20 protein-coding genes are annotated in these 19857 nt (G+C 43.4%); 4 read left to right on the forward strand and 16 right to left on the reverse strand.

The window, feature by feature from the left end; all coding sequences use genetic code 11:
* Positions 1 to 8: 8 nt before the first annotated feature.
* The 4 genes from V6B33_RS11975 to V6B33_RS11990 all read right to left on the reverse strand — a co-directional run bounded on the left by V6B33_RS11975 (position 9) and on the right by V6B33_RS11990 (position 2184).
* A complete protein-coding gene (locus V6B33_RS11975; RefSeq protein WP_334217977.1) occupies positions 9 to 572 on the reverse strand; it encodes a YtxH domain-containing protein in 564 nt (187 codons plus the stop codon).
* A gap of 184 nt (positions 573 to 756) precedes the next feature.
* A complete protein-coding gene (ytxJ, locus tag V6B33_RS11980; protein WP_334217978.1) occupies positions 757 to 1071 on the reverse strand; it encodes a bacillithiol system redox-active protein YtxJ in 315 nt (104 codons plus the stop codon).
* Positions 1072 to 1180: 109 nt separating this feature from the next.
* A complete protein-coding gene (locus tag V6B33_RS11985; protein ID WP_334217979.1) occupies positions 1181 to 1651 on the reverse strand; it encodes a YtxH domain-containing protein in 471 nt (156 codons plus the stop codon).
* Between the two features lie 17 nt (positions 1652 to 1668).
* Positions 1669 to 2184 (reverse strand): DUF948 domain-containing protein, encoded by a 516-nt coding sequence (locus V6B33_RS11990; protein ID WP_334217980.1) that lies wholly within the window; start codon positions 2182 to 2184, stop codon positions 1669 to 1671.
* A gap of 199 nt (positions 2185 to 2383) precedes the next feature.
* Between V6B33_RS11990 and V6B33_RS11995 the strand changes: the two genes are divergently transcribed.
* On the forward strand, positions 2384 to 3499 hold the full coding sequence (locus tag V6B33_RS11995) for an aminopeptidase (protein ID WP_334217981.1): 1116 nt from the start codon (positions 2384 to 2386) through the stop codon (positions 3497 to 3499).
* An 88-nt stretch (positions 3500 to 3587) separates the two neighbouring features.
* On the opposite strand, the gene murC is transcribed toward V6B33_RS11995, so the two are convergent.
* From murC to V6B33_RS12040, 9 genes are all read right to left on the reverse strand, one after another.
* On the reverse strand, positions 3588 to 4907 hold the full coding sequence (gene murC, locus V6B33_RS12000; protein WP_334217982.1) for a UDP-N-acetylmuramate--L-alanine ligase: 1320 nt from the start codon (positions 4905 to 4907) through the stop codon (positions 3588 to 3590).
* A 237-nt stretch (positions 4908 to 5144) separates the two neighbouring features.
* Complete coding sequence (locus V6B33_RS12005; protein WP_334217983.1) at positions 5145 to 5792, reverse strand: hypothetical protein; 648 nt, start codon at positions 5790 to 5792, stop codon at positions 5145 to 5147.
* 26 nt (positions 5793 to 5818) lie between these two features.
* Entirely contained in the window at positions 5819 to 6922 is a 1104-nt protein-coding gene (locus V6B33_RS12010; RefSeq protein WP_334218010.1) for a nicotinate phosphoribosyltransferase, read from the reverse strand.
* An 86-nt stretch (positions 6923 to 7008) separates the two neighbouring features.
* Positions 7009 to 9807 (reverse strand): DNA translocase FtsK, encoded by a 2799-nt coding sequence (locus V6B33_RS12015; protein ID WP_334217984.1) that lies wholly within the window; start codon positions 9805 to 9807, stop codon positions 7009 to 7011.
* Positions 9808 to 10035: 228 nt separating this feature from the next.
* On the reverse strand, positions 10036 to 10638 hold the full coding sequence (ytpR, locus tag V6B33_RS12020; RefSeq protein ID WP_334217985.1) for a YtpR family tRNA-binding protein: 603 nt from the start codon (positions 10636 to 10638) through the stop codon (positions 10036 to 10038).
* Positions 10639 to 10652: 14 nt separating this feature from the next.
* On the reverse strand, positions 10653 to 11447 hold the full coding sequence (locus V6B33_RS12025; RefSeq protein WP_334217986.1) for a DUF1444 domain-containing protein: 795 nt from the start codon (positions 11445 to 11447) through the stop codon (positions 10653 to 10655).
* A 142-nt stretch (positions 11448 to 11589) separates the two neighbouring features.
* On the reverse strand, positions 11590 to 11907 hold the full coding sequence (locus V6B33_RS12030) for a thioredoxin family protein (RefSeq protein ID WP_334217987.1): 318 nt from the start codon (positions 11905 to 11907) through the stop codon (positions 11590 to 11592).
* Between the two features lies 1 nt (position 11908).
* Positions 11909 to 12943, reverse strand: a complete 1035-nt coding sequence (locus V6B33_RS12035) for a PTS transporter subunit IIC (RefSeq protein ID WP_334217988.1) — start codon at positions 12941 to 12943, stop codon at positions 11909 to 11911.
* Positions 12944 to 13170: 227 nt separating this feature from the next.
* Entirely contained in the window at positions 13171 to 13677 is a 507-nt protein-coding gene (locus V6B33_RS12040; protein WP_334217989.1) for a hypothetical protein, read from the reverse strand.
* A gap of 200 nt (positions 13678 to 13877) precedes the next feature.
* Between V6B33_RS12040 and V6B33_RS12045 the strand changes: the two genes are divergently transcribed.
* Entirely contained in the window at positions 13878 to 14324 is a 447-nt protein-coding gene (locus V6B33_RS12045) for a YtoQ family protein (RefSeq protein ID WP_334217990.1), read from the forward strand.
* Positions 14325 to 14561: 237 nt separating this feature from the next.
* Positions 14562 to 16055: a peptide MFS transporter gene (locus V6B33_RS12050; protein WP_334217991.1), complete on the forward strand. Its 1494-nt coding sequence runs from the start codon at positions 14562 to 14564 to the stop codon at positions 16053 to 16055.
* Between the two features lie 141 nt (positions 16056 to 16196).
* Here the strand turns inward: V6B33_RS12050 and V6B33_RS12055 are convergent, their stop codons facing one another.
* The 3 genes from V6B33_RS12055 to V6B33_RS12065 form a co-directional block, all read right to left on the reverse strand.
* Positions 16197 to 16556, reverse strand: a complete 360-nt coding sequence (locus tag V6B33_RS12055) for a hypothetical protein (protein ID WP_334217992.1) — start codon at positions 16554 to 16556, stop codon at positions 16197 to 16199.
* A gap of 121 nt (positions 16557 to 16677) precedes the next feature.
* Entirely contained in the window at positions 16678 to 17202 is a 525-nt protein-coding gene (locus tag V6B33_RS12060) for a DUF84 family protein (RefSeq protein WP_334217993.1), read from the reverse strand.
* A 117-nt stretch (positions 17203 to 17319) separates the two neighbouring features.
* On the reverse strand, positions 17320 to 18393 hold the full coding sequence (locus tag V6B33_RS12065; RefSeq protein ID WP_334217994.1) for a M42 family metallopeptidase: 1074 nt from the start codon (positions 18391 to 18393) through the stop codon (positions 17320 to 17322).
* Between the two features lie 165 nt (positions 18394 to 18558).
* Here V6B33_RS12065 and V6B33_RS12070 point away from each other — a divergent pair, with 165 nt between their 5' ends.
* Positions 18559 to 18876, forward strand: a complete 318-nt coding sequence (locus V6B33_RS12070; RefSeq protein ID WP_334217995.1) for a PepSY domain-containing protein — start codon at positions 18559 to 18561, stop codon at positions 18874 to 18876.
* The last annotated feature ends 981 nt before the right edge of the window (positions 18877 to 19857 follow it).

A 19857-nucleotide genomic window follows, 5' to 3' on the forward strand; every position in this document is an offset into this window, starting at 1 on the left:
CAGTTTTTTTATGATCCCACCTGTCCGGGAACACTGCTCGGTTTATTCGTACTGTGAATCGATTCATCATTTGATGATGTTGTCGTTGATGTCGATGAAGCCTGTGTTGAATCCCCTGACACTTCTTCACCTGCTTCTTTTACTTTGCTTCCGATACCCTTTAAATCTTCAGCAGCGTCTTTTGTCGTGGCTATGATTTCAGATGATTCCTCTTTTACCTGATTCACTTGATCGATGACGTCCCCGTTTACTTTTTCATATAACGATTGTGCATCATTTATGGCTTCTTTCAATACTGAGGAAGCTGACTTGATACGCTCCTGCCAGTCATTCATGACTCCTGATGGATTTTCTTTCACTTTTGAGACCATACCCATCGTAGAGTCTTTCATGGAGCTGGTGCTTGATGTGACCTTCTTTCTTGTGTTCTTGTCCATCATGGCTACCGCTCCCCCCACGACAGCGCCGAGTACGATTCCTTTTACAAGCTTTCCGCTTCTTTTCTCCTTAACTGTAGGGATTTGATTTGCATTGTTCGTTTCATTTTTTTGACCTTGATAAGGCTGTACCATATTGATTAATCCTCCTATAGGGTTATTAATTTGTTATTACGTTAAATTCCCCTTCCCTCTGTAAATAAACTTCAAAAGGCAAAATTCCTGTTATTACCGGTATTATTTTGTGTGTATTCTGCTATGCAGATGAGCACGTTTCTTGTATCCGTCGCAAAAAAAGAACCTGCCAGGCAGATTCTTTTTATAGTTTATTCAGTTCTTTTTCGGTGATATTCCAGTGGGAGGCGGACCAGCCTGGTTTGCCGTCGATGAATAGGAACGCTTGCGGGGATTCGTGTTTGATTCCGTATTTCTCAGCAATATGGCTTGAGAGTTCCCTTGATTCCTGCACGGCCAGATAATAGCCCTCTTCTTCCCTGTTGGTGTTCAAATATGATTGATAATCAGAAAATGCCGTTGAGCTGATCGGGCAGGTCAAACTGTGCTTCATAAAGAAAAAGCGGTGTTTCGTTTCTGCAAGCTGCTCAAATTGCTGTATGGTTTCGATCTTTTGCATGTTCGATTATTCATCCTTTCTCCATAGTATCCTGAACTAAAGATATAAGATTATCCTGTACAAAAAAGCGGCGAAGTAATCATCACTTCACCGCTCACCCCGACAATCTTTATTGATTGTAAGTTTTTTCTGTTTCATCAAACGCTTTTTTCGTTTCTTCAAGCTTCTGGTTCACATTATCCGTTTCCTGCACTGGAGTTGCATCTCCTACAGGGACTTCCTGAAGCTCATCATTTACATCTTCTGTATTGCTTTTGGTGCGGTATGATTTGAACTTATCCTTCACCGTGTTCGATTGTTCCTGAACTGACTTTGATAGTGCGGCAGACTTTTCTTTGGCAACCGCTGCTAACTCATTGCTTTTTTCAACAGCAGTATCTTTCCACTGGCCGGATTTTTCTTTGATTACTACAGCCTGTTCATTAAGGTCGTTTCTCAAATCCTTGCCTGATTTAGGAGCAAGCAGCAGCGCTGTTGCAGCTCCTACGATCCCTCCGATCAATGTGCCGATCATGAAGTCCTTTGAGTTGATGTTGTTGTTGTCGTTTGTTTGCTGATTTTGATTCTGGTTTTGTGTCATTTGAAAATTCCCCTCTCCTAATTGTTATAAGATCTTGCTCTTTTAATCAATTTTTCTCGAGATTGAACATCTTCGGGTGCAGTTTGATTATGCACAGCTTTATCAGAAAGATTCGGCTGTTGTTCCTTTTTTTGCTTCCACTTGTCCTTCAACTCAATAAATGCATTACCCCACTGAACCACCTGTGAAATCCTGCCCTGGTTCTTTTCAAGTTCAGTCGAGATTGATGTGCTGACTTTCTTTACTGAGTTATTAAGATTCTGGATGGAATGCCCTACATCTTTAACTGCATAAACAACGGTGTTAAGATCCTCAGATTTACGCTGGATATCTTCGGCTAACAGATTCGTTTTATGTAGTAAATCCGTAGACTCTTTTGTCACTCCCTGAAGCTGGGATTCAAGACCATTTAACGTAGTCGATACACTGTCCAGTGTTGTCCCCAGTGATTTCAAGGTTTTCATAACGCTTATCACTAAAATAAAAAAAGCAATTGCAATAACTGCTACACTCAGATAAAGAATTATTTCCATATAGTCCACCTCCATGTATAAAAATTCTTTACCCATCCTAAACACAATTAAACATTATACTAGGATTTCTTCTTCCGAAAGGCAAATTCCTGCCTAATTTTTAAAATTACTTTTTTATCTTTTCTTTTTTCTTTTTTATCATCCCGGTAAAATTTAGGGTACAATAAAGTTTGATACTCATTTAAGGGGGTTCATACTCATGAAAGATCCACGCATTGAAAAATTGGCAAGGAACCTGATTCAATATTCAGTCCAGCTCCAGCCTGGAGAAAAAGTACTGATTGAGAATTTCGGATTGCAGCGTGAATTGGTCACGGCACTCGTCAAAGAAGCATACGCTGCAGGCGGTTACCCGTTCGTATCCATTAAAGATCACTCAGTCGAACGGGCATTGTTGATGGGAGCACAGGAAGAACAATACAATATGATGGCTGATTTCGAAGCGAACGTCATGAAGGAAATGGACGCATATATAGGGCTTCGCTCCGGTGATAATATCAGCGAGCAATCGGATGTACCGGAAGAAAGAATAAGGCTCCACGGCAGTACGATCGGCAGGAAAGTACATAGGGAAATCCGGGTTCCGAAGAAGAAATGGGTGGTATTGCGCTACCCGAATGCATCTATGGCCCAGCTGGCAAAGATGAGCACAGAAGCATTTGAAGACTTCTACTTTGATGTCTGCAACCTTGATTACAGTAAGATGGATAGTGCCATGGATAATCTGGTGGAACTCATGAACAAGACAGACAAAGTCCGCCTTGTTGGAGAGGGGACCGACCTGACGTTTTCTATCAAAGATATCCCGGCTGTGAAATGTGCCGGCCGATTGAATATACCTGACGGGGAAGTCTACTCTGCACCTGTCAAGGATTCTGTAAATGGGACCATTTCCTATAATACTCCCTCACCTTATAATGGTTTTACATTTGAGAATGTATCGCTTACATTCAAAGACGGAAAGATTGTAGATGCGACAGCCAATGATACGGAAAGAATCAATAAAATATTTGATACGGATGAAGGGGCAAGATACGTCGGTGAATTCGCGATCGGAGTCAACCCGCATATACAGCACCCGATGCAGGATATTCTCTTTGATGAAAAAATCGACGGAAGTTTCCACTTCACACCAGGTGAGTGCTATGAGGAAGCAAACAATGGGAATCACTCGAATATCCATTGGGACATGGTCATGATCCAAAGACCTGAATACGGGGGCGGGGAGATCTATTTCGACGACGTATTGATCCGCAAAGACGGAAAGTTCGTCCTCCCGGAACTCGAAGTCCTGAATCCCGAAAACTTGAAATAATACACAAGGCCCGTCTTCTCACTGCTTAAAGCGGTGAGAAGACGGGCCTTGAAATTGGAAAGCCGGAACCAAACGAACCGGTGACCTATCATCCGTTTTCTGTTAAATTTTCTTTAAGTGTCTTTTCGTAAGCTTCCTGGAACTTTTGTACGTCCCCAGCTCCCATGAAGATCAGGACACTGTTGTCATGATTCAATAAAGGCGAAGTATCATGTTCGTCGATGATTTCAGATCCTCCGATTTTACTTTGGAGATCCTGGATCGACAATTTACCATGATTTTCACGTGCTGAACCAAAAATCTCACATAAGTAGACTTTATCCGCCATCTCCAGGCTTTCGGCAAACTCTGAAAGGAAGGTTTGCGTGCGCGTGAAAGTATGCGGCTGGAATACAGCGATGATTTCCTTCTCAGGATACTTTTGTCTCGCTGAATCCACCGTTGCCTTGATTTCAGTCGGGTGATGAGCATAGTCATCGATCAGGATCTGGGATCCGATTTCTTTTTCGGAGAAACGGCGTTTTACACCTTTGAAGCTGCTTAATCGTTCCTGCACTACGGCAGTATCAAGCTCTTCGTAGTGACAAATCGCAATGACGGACAATGCATTCATAATATTGTGATCACCGAATGTAGGGATTTTAAAACTTGCATAGAATTCATTCCGCACAAATACGTCGAAGGAAGTTCCTTCTCGGTCACGGTTCACATTTCTCGCCTGAAAATCATTTTCTTCAGCGAAACCATAAAAGACGACCGGTACCTGGGCCTGTATTTTCTGTAATTGTTCATCATCACCGCATGCAATGATGCCTTTTTTCACTTGCATCGCCATCTCCTGGAAAGCGGAAAATACATCATCGACGTTGGCGAAATAATCAGGATGATCGAAATCGATATTCGTCATGATGGCATAGTCAGGATAATACGATAAGAAGTGCCTGCGGTATTCACATGCTTCGAATACAAAGTATTGAGCATCCACTTCCCCTTTACCTGTACCATCACCGATCAGATACGAAGTAGGCTTTGCACCGCTGATCACGTGCGCGAGGAGACCTGTTGTGGACGTTTTACCATGTGCCCCTGTCACCGCTACACTCGTGAACTTCTGCATGAAGTCACCAAGGAATTTATGGTATCTCGTGATTGGCAGTCCTTGTTCGACTGCAGCCACGATTTCTTCATGAGTGTCAGGAAATGCGTTTCCAGCGATCACATGCATATCCCCTCCGATATTTTCTTTTTGGAAAGGAAGTATTTTTATATTTGATTCATCTAAAGACTTTTGAGTAAAGAAATATTTATCATAGTCAGATCCTTGGACCTCGTAGTCCATATCGTGGAGTATTTGGGCTAATGCACTCATACCCGATCCCTTGATTCCTACGAAATGATATATAGTCATAATAGAACCTCCAACAATCATCTATCTAAAGCATTATATGAAATGAATATTTTTTTGCTATCCGTATGGCTGTGGACATGAGAATAGAATATACAGCGGCACAAACCGCTGATCAGTCACCTTAAGTATAAGGGAGTTGAAGAAGAATGGCTATCTTCTTAGCCCCTTTTAATAAACTGCCCGTTTCTTTCAACTAGAATATTATATCACTTTTCATGGGGACTGACCATGAACGAGCTATGAATGGTCCTTTAGAATATAAGAAGGAGCTTCTTCTTTTAAGAAAGTTCTCCATAATATCCCGGTTTCATGATTCTTTTGATGGTACTGGTTTTTTATCACAGTCTGCAAACCGGGTGATTCAGCCTGAAAAACGGGACCAATGAGCCACTGTTCTGTTACGAGAGGGACTTTTCTCATGAAATAAAGGGAATCCTCCATTATTTCCTCCTTCAATCCATCCAGAGATGTTTTTACGGATTCTTTTCTGTCATGCATAATGTTTTCACCGATCATGAAGAGCTCACCATCGACTGTTTGGATTTCTTTGACCCTGACAGGTTCGAGGGCAGCCGAGAGCAGCAGTGCACCCATCATCTTAACAGGCTCGCTCAGCCTCCGGGATTGCAGAAACTGAAAAAATAAGGTTTGACCTTTAATAGTCTTATAATCAAAAAGAAACCATTGATGAAATACTTCCTCGGCTTTTGTGGACATAAGCGATGATTCGTTTAATTGAAAACGTTTTGCAAATATCATCTTAGCTCTTACTTTTTCACGTATATTGGTTTCTTTTAAGGCGTATTGATACGCATGCTGATATATTTCATCGATTTGTTCTTCTGCAATGCTCTGCTTTTTAATCCGATATTGACTTAAATCCAAGAGATCCTTATCCTGCATCCTCTCACCTATTCGAGTACGACTTTTTCAAGCCTTGGATTAGGACGAAGTTTCCTGCCGGCTTTTGCCTGGTGTACACCGTCAAGCACGACATTATCACCTGTGAACCCAACATGGATCTTGAGGAGGCTGCTGCCGACTCCATACACATCAACCGGCACCCTGCTTTCTTCAAATTCACGGATTCGTTTCTCATTGAAACCTCCTGTGACCACAATCTTCACATGTTGATACCCTTCTTCGTCCAATTCTTTTCTTAGTGCAACGATCAATTCACTGTTTACCCCGCGTGGATCAAACGTTCCAAGCACATGCTGGTTGCGAAGGAAGTATTTGTCGATCATCATACGGGAGGTATCTACTCGTACCCCTTTTAATTCAGAACCAAACTCCCTCGCTGCCTTCAATGAATCCGTGATGACATCATTATTGTAATCGACCAGCGCAATCAATTCATCTTCCGGGAACGTATCCTGATAAGCTTTGGCAGCCTCAACGATATCCCCGTTGAATAATTGGATCAACGCGTGCGGCATCGTGCCCATTCCCTGTTTACCCCACCATTCATTCATGGCATGGGTTGCCTGCGCAGTAGACCCGCCGATAAAAGCGGCATAGCCGTCCCCAGCCTGCTGTGTAAAGTGGTCATCGCGGTCACCCATGAAAATGACCGGCTTTTGCTGTCCGGAAAGTGCAGCTGCTTTCATGACGTTGTAGACACTCGTTGCCACAGATGTTCTTCTCGCGAGGATCCCATCAATGAGTCCCTCCAGGTAACCAAAATCCTGGTAACGTCCTTTTATTGTCAACACAGTTTCAAATGGAGAAATTTGATCTCCATCTTTCAAGGAGTGAATTTCAAGTTTCTCAGGCTGATCGGCAAATGTATGCAGCAGTGCAATCACTTCGTCTGTGCCGCACAACACAGAGTGATCCTTTTGAAAAAATTGCATCGTCACCACCGCATCAGGTTTATATTTTCGTGCGATTTCTTTTGTCTTTAAAAAATAGACGGCCGAAAACCAGCCTTCGCCGATTCGTTCGTCAAATTTAAATGTATGGTTGGACAATCGTTTGATTTTCCCTTGAAGTTTCAATTCGATTTCTTTCATCATAAAGCTCCTTATGGCTTCCCAAAAAAATAGGTATTCTGTTTACATCATAAACAGAATACCATGTATCGAATGTTTGTACTAGTCTATGCCAATGTCTCGAGTTCGCTCTCCGAAATCAGGATATCCCTCGGCTTACTGCCTCTTGATTCCGAGATGACCCCACTCTTTTCCATCATTTCCATCAATCTTGCCGCGCGGTTATACCCGATCCTGAACCGTCTTTGCAGGCTGGAAGCAGAAGCCCCTCCCTGATCGATGACAAATTCACATGCTTCAAAGAACAATTCATCTTCTTCTTCTGTCACTTGTGCCTTCTTAATCAGTTCATCCTGTTGAAAGATATAATCAGGCTCCCTCTGCTCCCTTACATGTTTGATGATGTCATCGATTTCATCATCAGACACAAAGGTCCCCTGCAATCTCACTGGCTTGGATGAACCATTTTCAAGGAAAAGCATATCCCCTTTCCCGAGCAGGCGTTCAGCACCGCTTCCATCAATGATCGTTCTGGAATCCACACCAGAAGATACAGAGAATGCGACCCTGGTCGGAACATTTGCTTTGATCAATCCTGTAATGACATCAACGGAGGGCCGCTGTGTTGCAATGATCAAGTGGATCCCGCAGGCACGTGCTTTCTGGGCTATTCGGCAGATCGCTTCCTCGACATCTGCAGGCGACATCATCATGAGGTCAGCCAGCTCATCGATCACGATGACCAAATATGGGAGCATATCATTGTACTGTTTGTTTCGTTTCGTCAATTCATTGAATCGTTTGATGTCCCTCACACCGGTATGGGCAAACAATTCATACCGTCTTTCCATCTCTTCGACAGCCCACTTCAATGCAGCTGTTGCCGCCTTGACGTCGGTAATGACCGGACTGACCAGATGCGGAATGCGGTTATAAGGGGCCAGCTCCACCATCTTTGGATCGATGAGGAGAAGTTTCAATTCATCCGGAGAAGCTTTATACAAAAGACTGACCAGGATCGAATTGATACATACACTTTTTCCTGATCCAGTCGCACCCGCAATCAGGCCATGGGGCATTTTGCTCAGATCCGTCACGATCGGCTGACCTGAGATATCAAGCCCTAGTGCTGCAGTCAGGGAGGATTCCGATTCCTGGAAGGCAGGGCTTGCAATCACCTCACTGATACAGACGGGGCGGCTTTCCTTGTTCGGCACCTCGATGCCGATCGTATGCTTCCCGGGAATCGGTGCCTCGATCCGAATGTCCTTGGCAGCAAGGCTCAGTTTAATATCGTCTGAAAGATTCGTGATCTTGTTCACCTTCACCCCGGGTTCCGGCTGCACTTCAAATCGTGTAACCGAAGGTCCCTGTGTGACGTTCACTACTTTCGCACGTACATTAAAGTTATGAAGTGTCTCATCCAGCAGTAGCTTCTGGGATTCAAGCCATTCTCCGCTCAGTTTCTTTGACACAGGAGGCATCAGATAATCCATTTCCGGAAATGCGTAGCCTTTCGTGCTCTTCGCTGAAGAAGTCAATTCACTGTAGCTTCTGGCGGCTTCTTCCCCTTGAACTTTCTCTGTCTGTTGTTCCTGCATCTGCTGTTGAACCGGCGCTGCCTGTTTTCTCTCTCCGCGATCTGGAGAAGAAGACGATTCAGCATTTCTGCCTTGACCAGCCGTTGTTCTGTTCCGATGATTCATCTGCCGTTTATCCTGCTTCAACATCAAGACGTTAAAAGGAAGATGCGATCTTTTTCTTTGTTTCGGCTCTTCTTCCTGATTCTCTACCGGCTCAGGCTGAAGTTCATTTTCTTGATACTGAGCTGATTTTTGCAGCTGGTTTCCTTCATGATGATCCAGCTGTGGTTCCTCTTGATTTGACTCTTCATTTTGTACAGGTGTTTCATCGTGTCCTGCTTCAGGATGATTCAAGGATTCCCCGTGTTGTTTTCCTTCTTCATATTGTAACGGCTCTGCTTGTACCGGTTCTACAAGTGTATCCGATACTGCCTGATGGACGTCTTGTGCAGCAGCAGTTTCAGACATCGTATTATCTTCTGCCAACATAAGAGATGAAGCCGACGCTGTTTCAAATGATGGAGCGTCCGAATAATTTTCACGTGATCCTGCGGCATCTGAAGTGACCATTTCAGATGCTGCCTCGTCCCGGACGGGTTCAGGTCCATTAAGGACCCCGGTTTGATGCTGCTCCACACTTTCTTTAAATGAGAATTCATTGCCGACCAATGAAGCTTCAATCACTGATTGATGCTGGCCGCGGCTTTCATCCGGCATTTCTTTGACTTTTTTCAATTCAGGTGGATACACGTCAAGGTTTTCTTTTACCTCTGCTTCCCCATTATGTAAGAATTCTCCCGGCTCATAATCGACATCATCCTTTTTTACAGGTTTAACTGGCCTTGTCCTGAAACCGTAAATAGGGGATGGGATTTCTGTCGGCCGGAACGGACGGCTGTTCCCTTTTTCAACTTTCTTGTTTGTTTTTGCTTGCTTGTCGCTTTTTTCATTTTGGTTTGCCGGCGATGATGTTTCTGAGCGGGCAGGCTTTTGCAGCGGATTATGTTGCTGCTTTCGTTCCCGGCTCCTTCCCTTTTCACGCTGCGGTTCGCTGTTTACTTTCTGTTCAGCTTCCCTCCGTTTCCGTTCAGGCCGGGGCTCATTCACCTTTTCTCCGTCCGATATAAGCGGAAAGCGGAAGTTCCCTTTCGGATATTGATACGTCATCCTTGCTTCTACTTCTTTTGAATGATTAATGACTCTATTATTTAAAATACGCTTTTCAGACCGCGGCTTTTTCTCTTCGACTTCTTCTTCATAGTGTTCTTCATATGCCTCATCTTGATCTGATAGTTTATTCATCATTTTTTTTATCCAGCTCACACTTATCACTCTTTCCTTGATACTTATCTTATATTTTATCAGGTAAAGAGAAAAATTCGAGTTATTTCGATAGAATTAGAGAATTGTTAAAGAAATGTGTCGAAAACATCATCGGTGTAACATGGTTGTTAAGGGATTGTTAGAAAGAGGCGGGTTCAGCTGCACCTGTTAAAATCAAAAAAACGGAGCCGTCAAGACTCCGTCTATTCTTCAACATTGATCTGTTTATCAGTTAAACGGCTGTCCGACCTCATAACTGTCTTCGAGCACAAGAATTCCTTTTTCCTGGGGGGCACCCGGCAGGTCAAGTTCTTTTGCAGAGCAGATCATACCTGATGAAGGGACGCCGCGCAGCTCGGCGTCTTTTATGATCATCCCGCTTGGCATGACTGCCCCGACTTTGGCAACGACCACTTTTTGTCCCTGGTCAACGTTGGGTGCACCACAAACGATTTGCAGGGTGTCGCCGCCTACGTCGACTTTACAGATATTTAATTTATCTGCATTAGGGTGTTTTTCTTTTTCTGAAACATAGCCCACGACAAATTTAGGGGAGAAATCTGCTTCCAATACTTCTTCAAACCCGTTCTTCTCAAGAGCTTTATTGATTTCCCCCAACTTGTCGTCATTCATTTCGACTTGTCCTTTTTCATTTAAATCCATGTAGCTTGACGCACGGAATAAATTGAATCCGACCGTTTTGCCGGAATCATTATCGAAGATGCGTACTGCGTCTTCCTTTGCTTCGTGCCCGACTTTCCCTTCAAAACCAGGCTGGAGTGTGATGATAAGGGTATCCCCTATCCCTTCAAGATTGTAAAATACGTTCATTTCCTTTTCTCCCTTCACTTTTTGCGGTTTTTAGCGAGGATGAAGACTGGTTCCAGTTCCCCATCTTCATAGACAAATGACAAAGCAGTAATCGGAACATTGCCAGTGGTGAAAAAGCTCATCGTTAACTGAGCCAGTACATCATAGCCTGTTTCATTGCGGATATCACCAATCACAAGCACGTCCTGGTGTGGAACAGATACAGTCATCTCACCTTGAATATCAGCACTCATCTTCTTTAAGAATGCCTCATTTAATATGCGGCTTGCATCGTAGCCGTCATTATTATTCAAAAAATAATAAATATTTCCAGCCACTTCATCTTTCTTCATTTGTGTCTGTAAGCCTCTTACGTTGAATAAGGCGGTTTCTTTCATCTGTTCATGGGACCAGCCTTCTTCTTTCAACATGTTCTCATCAATTAAACGATAGGTTGAACCGAGGTCGATCGCATAATAAATTCTTGTTTCAGCTGTATGATCATCGGTCACGAGTGGAATGCCGTCATTTGATTCGGTTGCAAATGAAGTGGACCTGATGACCGGAAATACGCTTTTCTCTTTGCTTCCCATGTCTGCTTTGGTGCCCATTACATTCAATGCTTCTTCCACATAATAAACGACTTCATCAATGATTGATTTATTATTTTCTTTCCATTTTGAGACGATGGGCGGAAGTGCCACCGTGATTCCTTTATTTGTCTCGGTATTTTCTATACGCAAGGAATCTTTTTCCCGATCATATGTAAATGTGCGATGGGGTTTGCCCAACCGCTCCTGAAGGATGCCTTTTAATTTTTTTATATCCATGGTTCCCCTCCTTCTTATACTCATACGTTACCGTTCAAAAAACAACTATGCCACTTTTAACATTTTACAATAAAATCCTGAGATTACAAAAAAGAATCCCTCCATGAAAAAAGGGATACCCCGAGAGAATATCCCTTTTGCTTTACTTAGAGAGATTGTTCATGAATTCTTGTATTTCTTCCTTTGATTTGCGGTCCTTGCTGACGAATCTTCCTAATTCCTGTCCATTACCGAATGCAAGGAAGCTTGGAATACCAAATATATCATTTTCAATGCAGATATCGATAAATTGATCGCGATCTGCATAGATGAAAGTGTATTCACTGAATTCACTCTCGATTTCCGGCAGGATCGGTTCAATCACACGGCAATCCGGGCACCAATCAGCAGAAAACATAAAAACATGTTTCCCCTTATTCTTTAACTCATGAAATTCTTCTATTGTTTCAAGTTTACGCATTTTATTTCCCTCCTGTATCGATCGTCATTTGATTGGGTTTGATCCAACCTATTTTACGCATATACTCCGATATTAACAGGGAGATGAATGCAGGTCCAACGAAATGCAACAGAAGCACCTTCATTGCCGTATCCCAAGTGAAGCCCATTGTTTTAAATGTCATGATCTGCCCGACGAGGCCGCTTGTTCCCATTCCCGCCCCTGCAGCGTTGTTTTCCATGACCCACAGTGTTGTCCCGATGGGTGCTAGCACCATCCCGGCAATCGTAGGCGGCAGTAAAATCCGGGGGTTCCGAATGATATTCGGTACCTGCAGCATGGACGTGCCGATTCCTTGAGCTAGAAGTCCGCCCACCTTGTTTTCACGGTAGCTGATCACGGCGAATCCAACCATCTGTGCTGCACACCCGATCGTTGCTGCTCCTGCCGCCACTCCGCTCAAATCCAGCATAAGCGCAATTGCTGCACTGGATATTGGCGCAGTCAACGCAAGCCCCATGAGTGCCGCCACCAGTATCCCCATGACAATCGGTCTCTGTTCCGTCGCCCAGCTGATCCAGCTCCCAAACATCGTCATGAAATCACCAATTTGCGGACCGGCAAAATACGCAACTGAGAAACCAGCAATAATCGTAATAAAAGGAGTAACGATAATATCCACTTTCGTCGTCTTGCTCACAAGTTTACCGATTTCGGTTGACACCACAGCTGCAAGATAAGCCCCTGCAGGACCTCCAAGAGCGGCACCTGCCGCACCCGTCACCACAGCCGCGAATAACACGAGCGGCGGAGCACCCAGGCCGAACGCAATGGCAACCCCGATGGCCGGCCCCATCAAGCTGATGGCCAGGGCACCCATATCAATAAAGAAGGTTTTGATCGGGAGGGGCAGGATTGTCACCTGTTCCCCGATAGTCTTAATAATCAGTCCGATGATCAACGAACTGAAAAGACCAAGGGCCATATAACTTAGGGCATCTATAAAGTAAACTTTGGCAGAGGGCTTGACCCCTTTGCTTTCCATAAAATTTTTCATCTTCATTCCCCTTTTCTTCAATGTAAGGAACCGCACATTTACTAGTGTAAAGACACATGTTGTTTTTGTCTATAGATAATTTCTGATCATGCATTTTGACTAGTAACTTGGCCGGGAAAGTAACGGAAGCATTCAGGGGGTGAAAAATCCTTTTCTTCCGGTTCAACAGACATCCGGAAATAAAAAAAACGGTTTTTCACTGAAAAAGTGAAAAACCGGTCATATCCTTACTTATGTTTAACTGAGCTCGCTATTTCCATCATCATTTCGGCATTATCCGAGAGGTCTTCCATAGGGGATTGAGTCGTCAATTTTGTGCCGCCAACCCCTACGATCAATTCGTAAGCTTCCGAATCAGGCAGCTTCTTGATCACATAATATCCGAGACGGTCATCATCTGTGAATGTGTCTTTCTGGACGATATTTTTCCCGTCGCTGACTGCCATTTTATATAGAAGTTCACTGGTTTGATCTTCTTCTGGATTTGTAAAAAGAATAAATGTATCAGAGCCTTCTGAAATAATGATATTATTGGAAGATTCTTTCTCAATCTTGGCTCCAAACGGGAGATAAAAGCTCACGTTCCCTGCTTTTTCTTTATCGCTCTTTTTTGTATGTTTGAACGTATCCTCTACAGTTTGGGCTGTCTGCTCTTTCTCTTCATCTATTGTTGTATTGCATCCAGCTAGTATAAGCACAAGAAAGAAGAAAACGATCAAAATGTATGTTTTCATCCTCTTATCCTCCTTTTCGGGCTTCGGCGGAGAGCCGCCTTCACTTCTATCGCTTAGGACCTACGATAATAATACCGTCACAAAGTACCATTGACAACCCTTTCACGAAGAAATCTCTTTAATTTCATGGCAATCAAGGTTACTTTTCACCAACACAGGGTATATATGATAAAATGACTAAAAAAAGGAGTGAGTGCCGAATGGAATTTACAGTATACCTTGCAGGAGAGATACATACGAGCTGGAGAGAAGAAATAAAGCAAGCAGCGAAACAACTGGATTTACCCCTTTCCTTTGTCGGACCTATGGAAAATCATGACCGGTCTGATTTTATCGGGGAAGAAATTCTGGGTGAGCAGCATGACAAGATCCTGCGTGATGATGCAGCTTCTGCCATCAATAACCTCCGCACCGAGCTTCTTATGAAGAAATCCGATCTAATCGTTGCATTATTCGGAGAAAAGTATAAACAATGGAATACAGCCATGGATGCAAGTACAGCACTTGCACTGAATAAGCCGCTCATCCTGATCAGGCCTGAAGATTTGCACCATCCCCTAAAAGAACTGTCAAATAAAGCGAATGTAACATGTACGACAATCGAACAAGCAACGAAAGTACTTTCATATATATTCGAAACGAAATAACCAGGATCTTCTTTAAATGACAGTCATTTAACCTTACTTCCCACGGAGCTTGCGGGTATACTATTACCCGTCGAGCTCTTTTTGTGTGGCTTCCCTCCCTAATTTTCTTACTATTCTAAAATAATTTAATTTTGTTAATAAAAAGATTTATTGTGATATAATTACTAGTTTTTAAAGTTTTTTTGACTTTATGAAAATATTAAAATATTATAGTAAAAGAACTAAGGAGGTTGTAATATGTCGTCAATCAATAAACAGAAAATTGTGGATAGTGTTCCCCAAAAGGGATTTTTTGGACACCCTAAGGGCCTGTTCACGCTATTCTTCACAGAATTTTGGGAGCGCTTTTCTTACTACGGAATGCGCGCAATCCTTGTGTACTATATGTATTACGAGGTTTCAAAAGGCGGTCTTGGATTAGAGGAAGGCACAGCTTTAGCAATCATGTCTATTTATGGTTCACTTGTTTATATGTCCGGTGTCATCGGAGGATGGCTCGCAGATAGGATATTCGGTACATCAAAAGCCGTTTTCTACGGAGGAATCTTGATCATGTTCGGGCATATCGCACTATCATTCCCGGGCAGTTTGTCCATGTTTTTCGTTTCAATGGTATTAATCGTACTCGGTACCGGTTTATTAAAGCCAAACGTATCCACTGTAGTCGGTGAAATGTATGCCGAAAATGATACCCGCCGCGATGCTGCATTCAGTATCTTCTATATGGGTATCAATCTAGGAGCATTCCTCGCACCGCTTCTTACAGGTGCTCTTATGAAGAGCTACGGATTCCACTGGGGATTCGCACTGGCTGCAATCGGTATGTTCTTCGGATTAGTCGTATTCATGTTGACAAAGAAGAAGAGCCTGGGTCTTGCTGGTACGTATGTACCAAACCCGCTTAATACTGCTGAAAAGAAAAAATACGGTTCCATCACGGCACTCGCAGCAATTGTTATAGCTATTGTTCTCGGAATTACGATTCCAAACGGATGGTTCACTTTAGATGTATTTATCAATTTAGTCGGAATCTTTGGTATCTTGGCTCCAACGATTTACTTCATCATTATGTACAAGAGTCCTAAAACGACTGCAACGGAACGTTCACGCGTACTTGCATACATCCCGTTATTCATTGCAGCTGTCATGTTCTGGGCAATCCAGGAGCAAGGTTCCACCATCCTGGCCGCTTATGCAGATAAACGTACACAACTGGACTTCTGGGGTATTGAAATTTCACCTGCATGGTTCCAGTCACTAAATCCGTTATTCATCATTTTGCTTGCGCCGATCTTCGCTGGAATGTGGGTGAAACTTGGTGATCGTCAACCTACGATCCCTCAAAAATTCTCATTAGGTCTTTTATTTGCAGGATTATCATTCCTTGTCATCCTGTTACCTGCTTATTTCACAGGAGAAGACGCATTAGTAAGTCCGCTGTGGTTAGTATTGAGTTACTTCATTGTCGTACTTGGAGAATTGATGTTATCCCCGGTAGGTCTGTCAGCGACGACCAAACTTGCGCCGGAAGCATTCTCTGCTCAAACAATGAGCCTTTGGTTCCTTGCTTCTGCAGGTGCCCAAGCATTGAATGCACAGCTTGTAAGATTCTATTCAGCTGATTCAGAAATGCTTTACTTTGGTTCAATCGGAGGAGCAGCAATCGTATTAAGTATCATCTTGTTCCTTCTATCTCCAAAGATTCAAGTATTTATGAAAGGCATTAAATAAAGATTATCGAGACTCCCTGGCTCGTTCAGGGGGTCTTTATTTTAGGTTGTTTTTGTGAAATTAATGGGTATGTGGTCGCTGCGTGTCACTCATGACCCATAAAAAAAGACTCCGCGTCAATGCGCGAAGCCTTTTGTCCGATTACCAGAACCAGCAGCGGTTTCCGTGATGCCTTCTGCGGTCTTCTGAACCGCGAACATCGTCGTCCCGTCTGCGATGGCATCTTCCACGGTTATCTTCCGCACCAAATACATCATCATCTCGTCTGCGGCGGCATCTTCCGCGGTTATCTTCTGAACCGCGAACATCGTCGTCTCGTCTGCGATGGCATCTTCTACGGTTATCTTCCGCACCAAATACATCATCATCCCGTCTGCGGCGGCATCTTCCGCGGTTATCCTCCGCTCCTAATACGCCGTCATCACGTCTCCCACAATGACCGAACAAATCCCAGCAATTGTTTCGGCGTCCTCCGACATCATCATTTCTTCTGCAACCCATAAATAAAACCTCCCCTGCTAAGAATTATCAGTAAAATAAACTGATATATTTTATCGTATGAGGGGGTTGTTAGATTGGTTTGGGCCAAGTAGTAGGAAGTTGAAAAAGATCACTGTAGCCGTTATGACTGTTTTTTCTTATAATGCCACTGTCCGATCAATAAATGGACAACATGAAGGAACATCGCATCCCTTGTAACATTGCCGTCGGTGAATACTCCTACCGCACCTTCTTTGTGACGGATGCCGGTTCTTTGGGTGAATCCATCCATGAGCGGACCGAGTTCCCTCCCCTGCCTCAATCCATTGGCGATTTCCGCCGGTAATGAGATTCGCGCTCCTCCGGCAATGATTTCATTTCCGTCTCGATCGACGAGCGCCCCCCAGTTGCAGAGGAACATTCCATAAAGGGATTCCGTCACTCCCCCTTCAAGACCGATTCCGACATCAGCTTCCGTCATCCTTAAAACGTTCTTTGCACGGTTTAAAGCCCCTTCAATTGTTTCCTGGTCTGAAAACGGCTGCTCATTTACGTTTGATTCCGTTTTCAGGCATTCGAAGCTCACATGTTCATAATATTCTAGGAAGCCGTTTTGAATCGCTTCCACTTTCGCTTTATTCTGAGTTCCAATTGCCAATTTCAACAAATTACGACACCTCTCTTTATTTACCATTCACTCCGATTGAACCTGTTGTGCTCCGTTAAAAAAACTGCCTCCCATGGAGACAGTTTTTCATTGGATCTATCTGCTTCACATAATCGGCTAACCGTTGCGCTTGATAGTTTCGATGACTGTACGGTCACATTGTTTAACCAATTTTACGATAAGTTCTTTTGCTGCTGCGTAATCATCTATATGGATCATGGATGCATGAGTATGGATATAGCGTGAGCAAATCCCCACCACTGCACTTGGGACACCTTCATTGGAAATGTGTACTCTCCCCGCATCCGTTCCTCCTTGTGAAACAAAATACTGATAAGGGATATCATTGGATTCTGCTGTGTCAAGGACAAACTCCCTGATTCCTTTATGCGTTACCATGGAACGGTCCAGGATTCGCAGAAGGGCACCCTTCCCCAGTTGACCGAATTCATTCTTATCGCCTGACATATCATTGGCAGGACTTGCATCCAATGCAAAGAAAATATCAGGATTGATCATATTTGCAGCAGTCTGTGCTCCGCGAAGACCCACTTCCTCCTGCACAGTGGCACCTGAGTAAAGGGTATTGGATAATTTCGTTCCTTGAAGTTCTTTTAATAACTCAATGGACAATCCGCAGCCATAGCGGTTATCCCATGCTTTTGCCAGAATTTTCTTCTCATTCGCCATCGGGGTGAACGGACAGATTGGAACGATTTGCTGCCCCGGCTTGATACCGATGCTCATTGCATCTTCCTTGTCATCTGCACCGATATCGATCAGCATGTTTTTCATATCCATCGGTTTTCTGCGCTGCTCCTCACCCAATAGATGCGGAGGGATGCTTCCGATGACACCGGTTACAGGTCCCTTATCCGTGATGACCTGTACTCGCTGAGCCAAGAGAACCTGGCTCCACCAGCCGCCAAGTGTTTGAAAACGGAGCATACCATTATCCGTGATGGAGGTGACCATGAAACCAACCTCATCCATATGCCCGGCCACCATGACAACCGGATCCTCCGCTTTACCCTTTTTCACACCGAAAATACCACCCAGTCCGTCCTGGACCACTTCATCAGAATACTCCTTCAGTTGTTCCCTCATGAATTGGCGCACGGCATGTTCATTACCTGGTGCGCCAGGCAACTCGGTTAACGTTTTAAATAAATCCAAAGTATCTTGTTTCATATTTTCTGCCCCTTTTTAATAATATCTGGTTATGTATAGTTTCATTTTACAGAACTTTCGCACGTCTTACCACCAATTAAGGCAAAAGCAGTTCTCTTTTTTTTATAATCTTTGTTAGAATGTACCTATATACCTGTTAGTAAACATGGCTGTGGAGGGATCAATATGAATTGGAAGTCATTTATTTTAGGAATTGGGATTGGCGCGGCAGGAGGAATTTTAGTAAAGGAGAAACTGAAGGATGCGAGCCTGGTCTCTGCTGAAAAAGTGTTAAAGGACGTAAAACTGTCGTTTAAAAAAGAGGGAAATATCGATGGATCCTGGATATCCATGAAACCAGAGGATTATCAGAAACACTCTTTATCCACCAAAGTGTATAAAGGAGGAGTCTCACGCCGCAGCAATGGACGGTTGGAGCAGTTTGAATTCCTGGCCGATGCGTATACCGGGACAGTGATCGATGTTTATCCGCTTTCTCAATAATTATAAAAGAAAAGAGGAGGGGCTGGACAATTCTCGAATTATATTTATCCTCTCTTCTCATTCAAAAAGTAGGCTGGGGCAAAACAAAAAAATATCTACCTAAAGGCCAACACTATCAGTGATGACTCTAAATACCGCTAATGATTTCCGTGCAAGACTTCGCTTTCCGCGGGTAACCCGTGAGCCTCCTCGTCGCGTTCGCTCCTGCGGGGTCTCACATAAGCTACTTTTCCCGCAGGAGTCTACGTCTTGCACTCCAATCAACCGCTCGAAAAAGCTGAAACGAACAACGATCTTAAGAGTACCTATAAAAAATTCTGGTATTCGGCTAAAAACACATTTATGAAAGGCGTATCCGATAACGCTATATATATGGATATGCCATTCTCCTAGTAAATTTTATGAATTTTTTCTCCTAAAGTACTTTAGTGTAGTAACCATTCTTAGCTTGTTCTTAAAAATTTGAATCCCTCGAAGCAATTATTCCCTGTGCTTCACCTAACTTCTTTATATGGTTCTGAAAAAACATATCACGAAGAAAGTACCTAAAAATCCTCTTCAATCAAGTTAACTTCAATGGGGAAAGTAACATGATAAGTTTTGTAATACTTTTTAGTAACTTCTTTGATAAATTGATTTGTGGTTGAATTTTTTAGATAAAATGGAATTGTATCAACGTTTTAACATATGTACCTGATTGAAATTCATTAAAACAGGCTGGAAAAATGTATATTAGCCGAATGAAAATCCGAACTTTAATTCAAAATCTTTATTCGATTTAGTACGGATTTTATTAATAGGTTTTGTTATAGATCGTTTTTCTTTATAGCTCGTTCCAGCGGTTGATTGGAGTGCAAGACGCAGACTCCTGCGGGAAAAGCGAGACAGGTGAGACCCCGCAGGAGCATCTGCGTTGCACCCCTATTGTTGGACACTCCAAACAACAATAGGAGGTGCCCACACAAATGGCTAAGTTTACCT

Source organism: Mangrovibacillus sp. Mu-81 (assembly GCF_036867415.1).
Taxonomy (GTDB): domain Bacteria; phylum Bacillota; class Bacilli; order Bacillales; family Bacillaceae_B; genus Rossellomorea.

What these genes read in the sequence shown, in the direction of transcription:
- V6B33_RS11975 (WP_334217977.1), bottom strand. Translation starts at nt 572, where the DNA reads ATGGTACAGCCTTATCAAGGTCAAAAAAATGAAACGAACAATGCAAAT.
- ytxJ (WP_334217978.1), bottom strand. Translation starts at nt 1,071, where the DNA reads ATGCAAAAGATCGAAACCATACAGCAATTTGAGCAGCTTGCAGAAACG.
- V6B33_RS11985 (WP_334217979.1), bottom strand. Translation starts at nt 1,651, where the DNA reads ATGACACAAAACCAGAATCAAAATCAGCAAACAAACGACAACAACAAC.
- V6B33_RS11990 (WP_334217980.1), bottom strand. Translation starts at nt 2,184, where the DNA reads ATGGAAATAATTCTTTATCTGAGTGTAGCAGTTATTGCAATTGCTTTT.
- V6B33_RS11995 (WP_334217981.1), top strand. Translation starts at nt 2,384, where the DNA reads ATGAAAGATCCACGCATTGAAAAATTGGCAAGGAACCTGATTCAATAT.
- murC (WP_334217982.1), bottom strand. Translation starts at nt 4,907, where the DNA reads ATGACTATATATCATTTCGTAGGAATCAAGGGATCGGGTATGAGTGCA.
- V6B33_RS12010 (WP_334218010.1), bottom strand. Translation starts at nt 6,922, where the DNA reads ATGAAAGAAATCGAATTGAAACTTCAAGGGAAAATCAAACGATTGTCC.
- ytpR (WP_334217985.1), bottom strand. Translation starts at nt 10,638, where the DNA reads ATGAACGTATTTTACAATCTTGAAGGGATAGGGGATACCCTTATCATC.
- V6B33_RS12025 (WP_334217986.1), bottom strand. Translation starts at nt 11,447, where the DNA reads ATGGATATAAAAAAATTAAAAGGCATCCTTCAGGAGCGGTTGGGCAAA.
- V6B33_RS12030 (WP_334217987.1), bottom strand. Translation starts at nt 11,907, where the DNA reads ATGCGTAAACTTGAAACAATAGAAGAATTTCATGAGTTAAAGAATAAG.
- V6B33_RS12035 (WP_334217988.1), bottom strand. Translation starts at nt 12,943, where the DNA reads ATGAAAAATTTTATGGAAAGCAAAGGGGTCAAGCCCTCTGCCAAAGTT.
- V6B33_RS12040 (WP_334217989.1), bottom strand. Translation starts at nt 13,677, where the DNA reads ATGAAAACATACATTTTGATCGTTTTCTTCTTTCTTGTGCTTATACTA.
- V6B33_RS12045 (WP_334217990.1), top strand. Translation starts at nt 13,878, where the DNA reads ATGGAATTTACAGTATACCTTGCAGGAGAGATACATACGAGCTGGAGA.
- V6B33_RS12050 (WP_334217991.1), top strand. Translation starts at nt 14,562, where the DNA reads ATGTCGTCAATCAATAAACAGAAAATTGTGGATAGTGTTCCCCAAAAG.
- V6B33_RS12055 (WP_334217992.1), bottom strand. Translation starts at nt 16,556, where the DNA reads ATGGGTTGCAGAAGAAATGATGATGTCGGAGGACGCCGAAACAATTGC.
- V6B33_RS12065 (WP_334217994.1), bottom strand. Translation starts at nt 18,393, where the DNA reads ATGAAACAAGATACTTTGGATTTATTTAAAACGTTAACCGAGTTGCCT.
- V6B33_RS12070 (WP_334217995.1), top strand. Translation starts at nt 18,559, where the DNA reads ATGAATTGGAAGTCATTTATTTTAGGAATTGGGATTGGCGCGGCAGGA.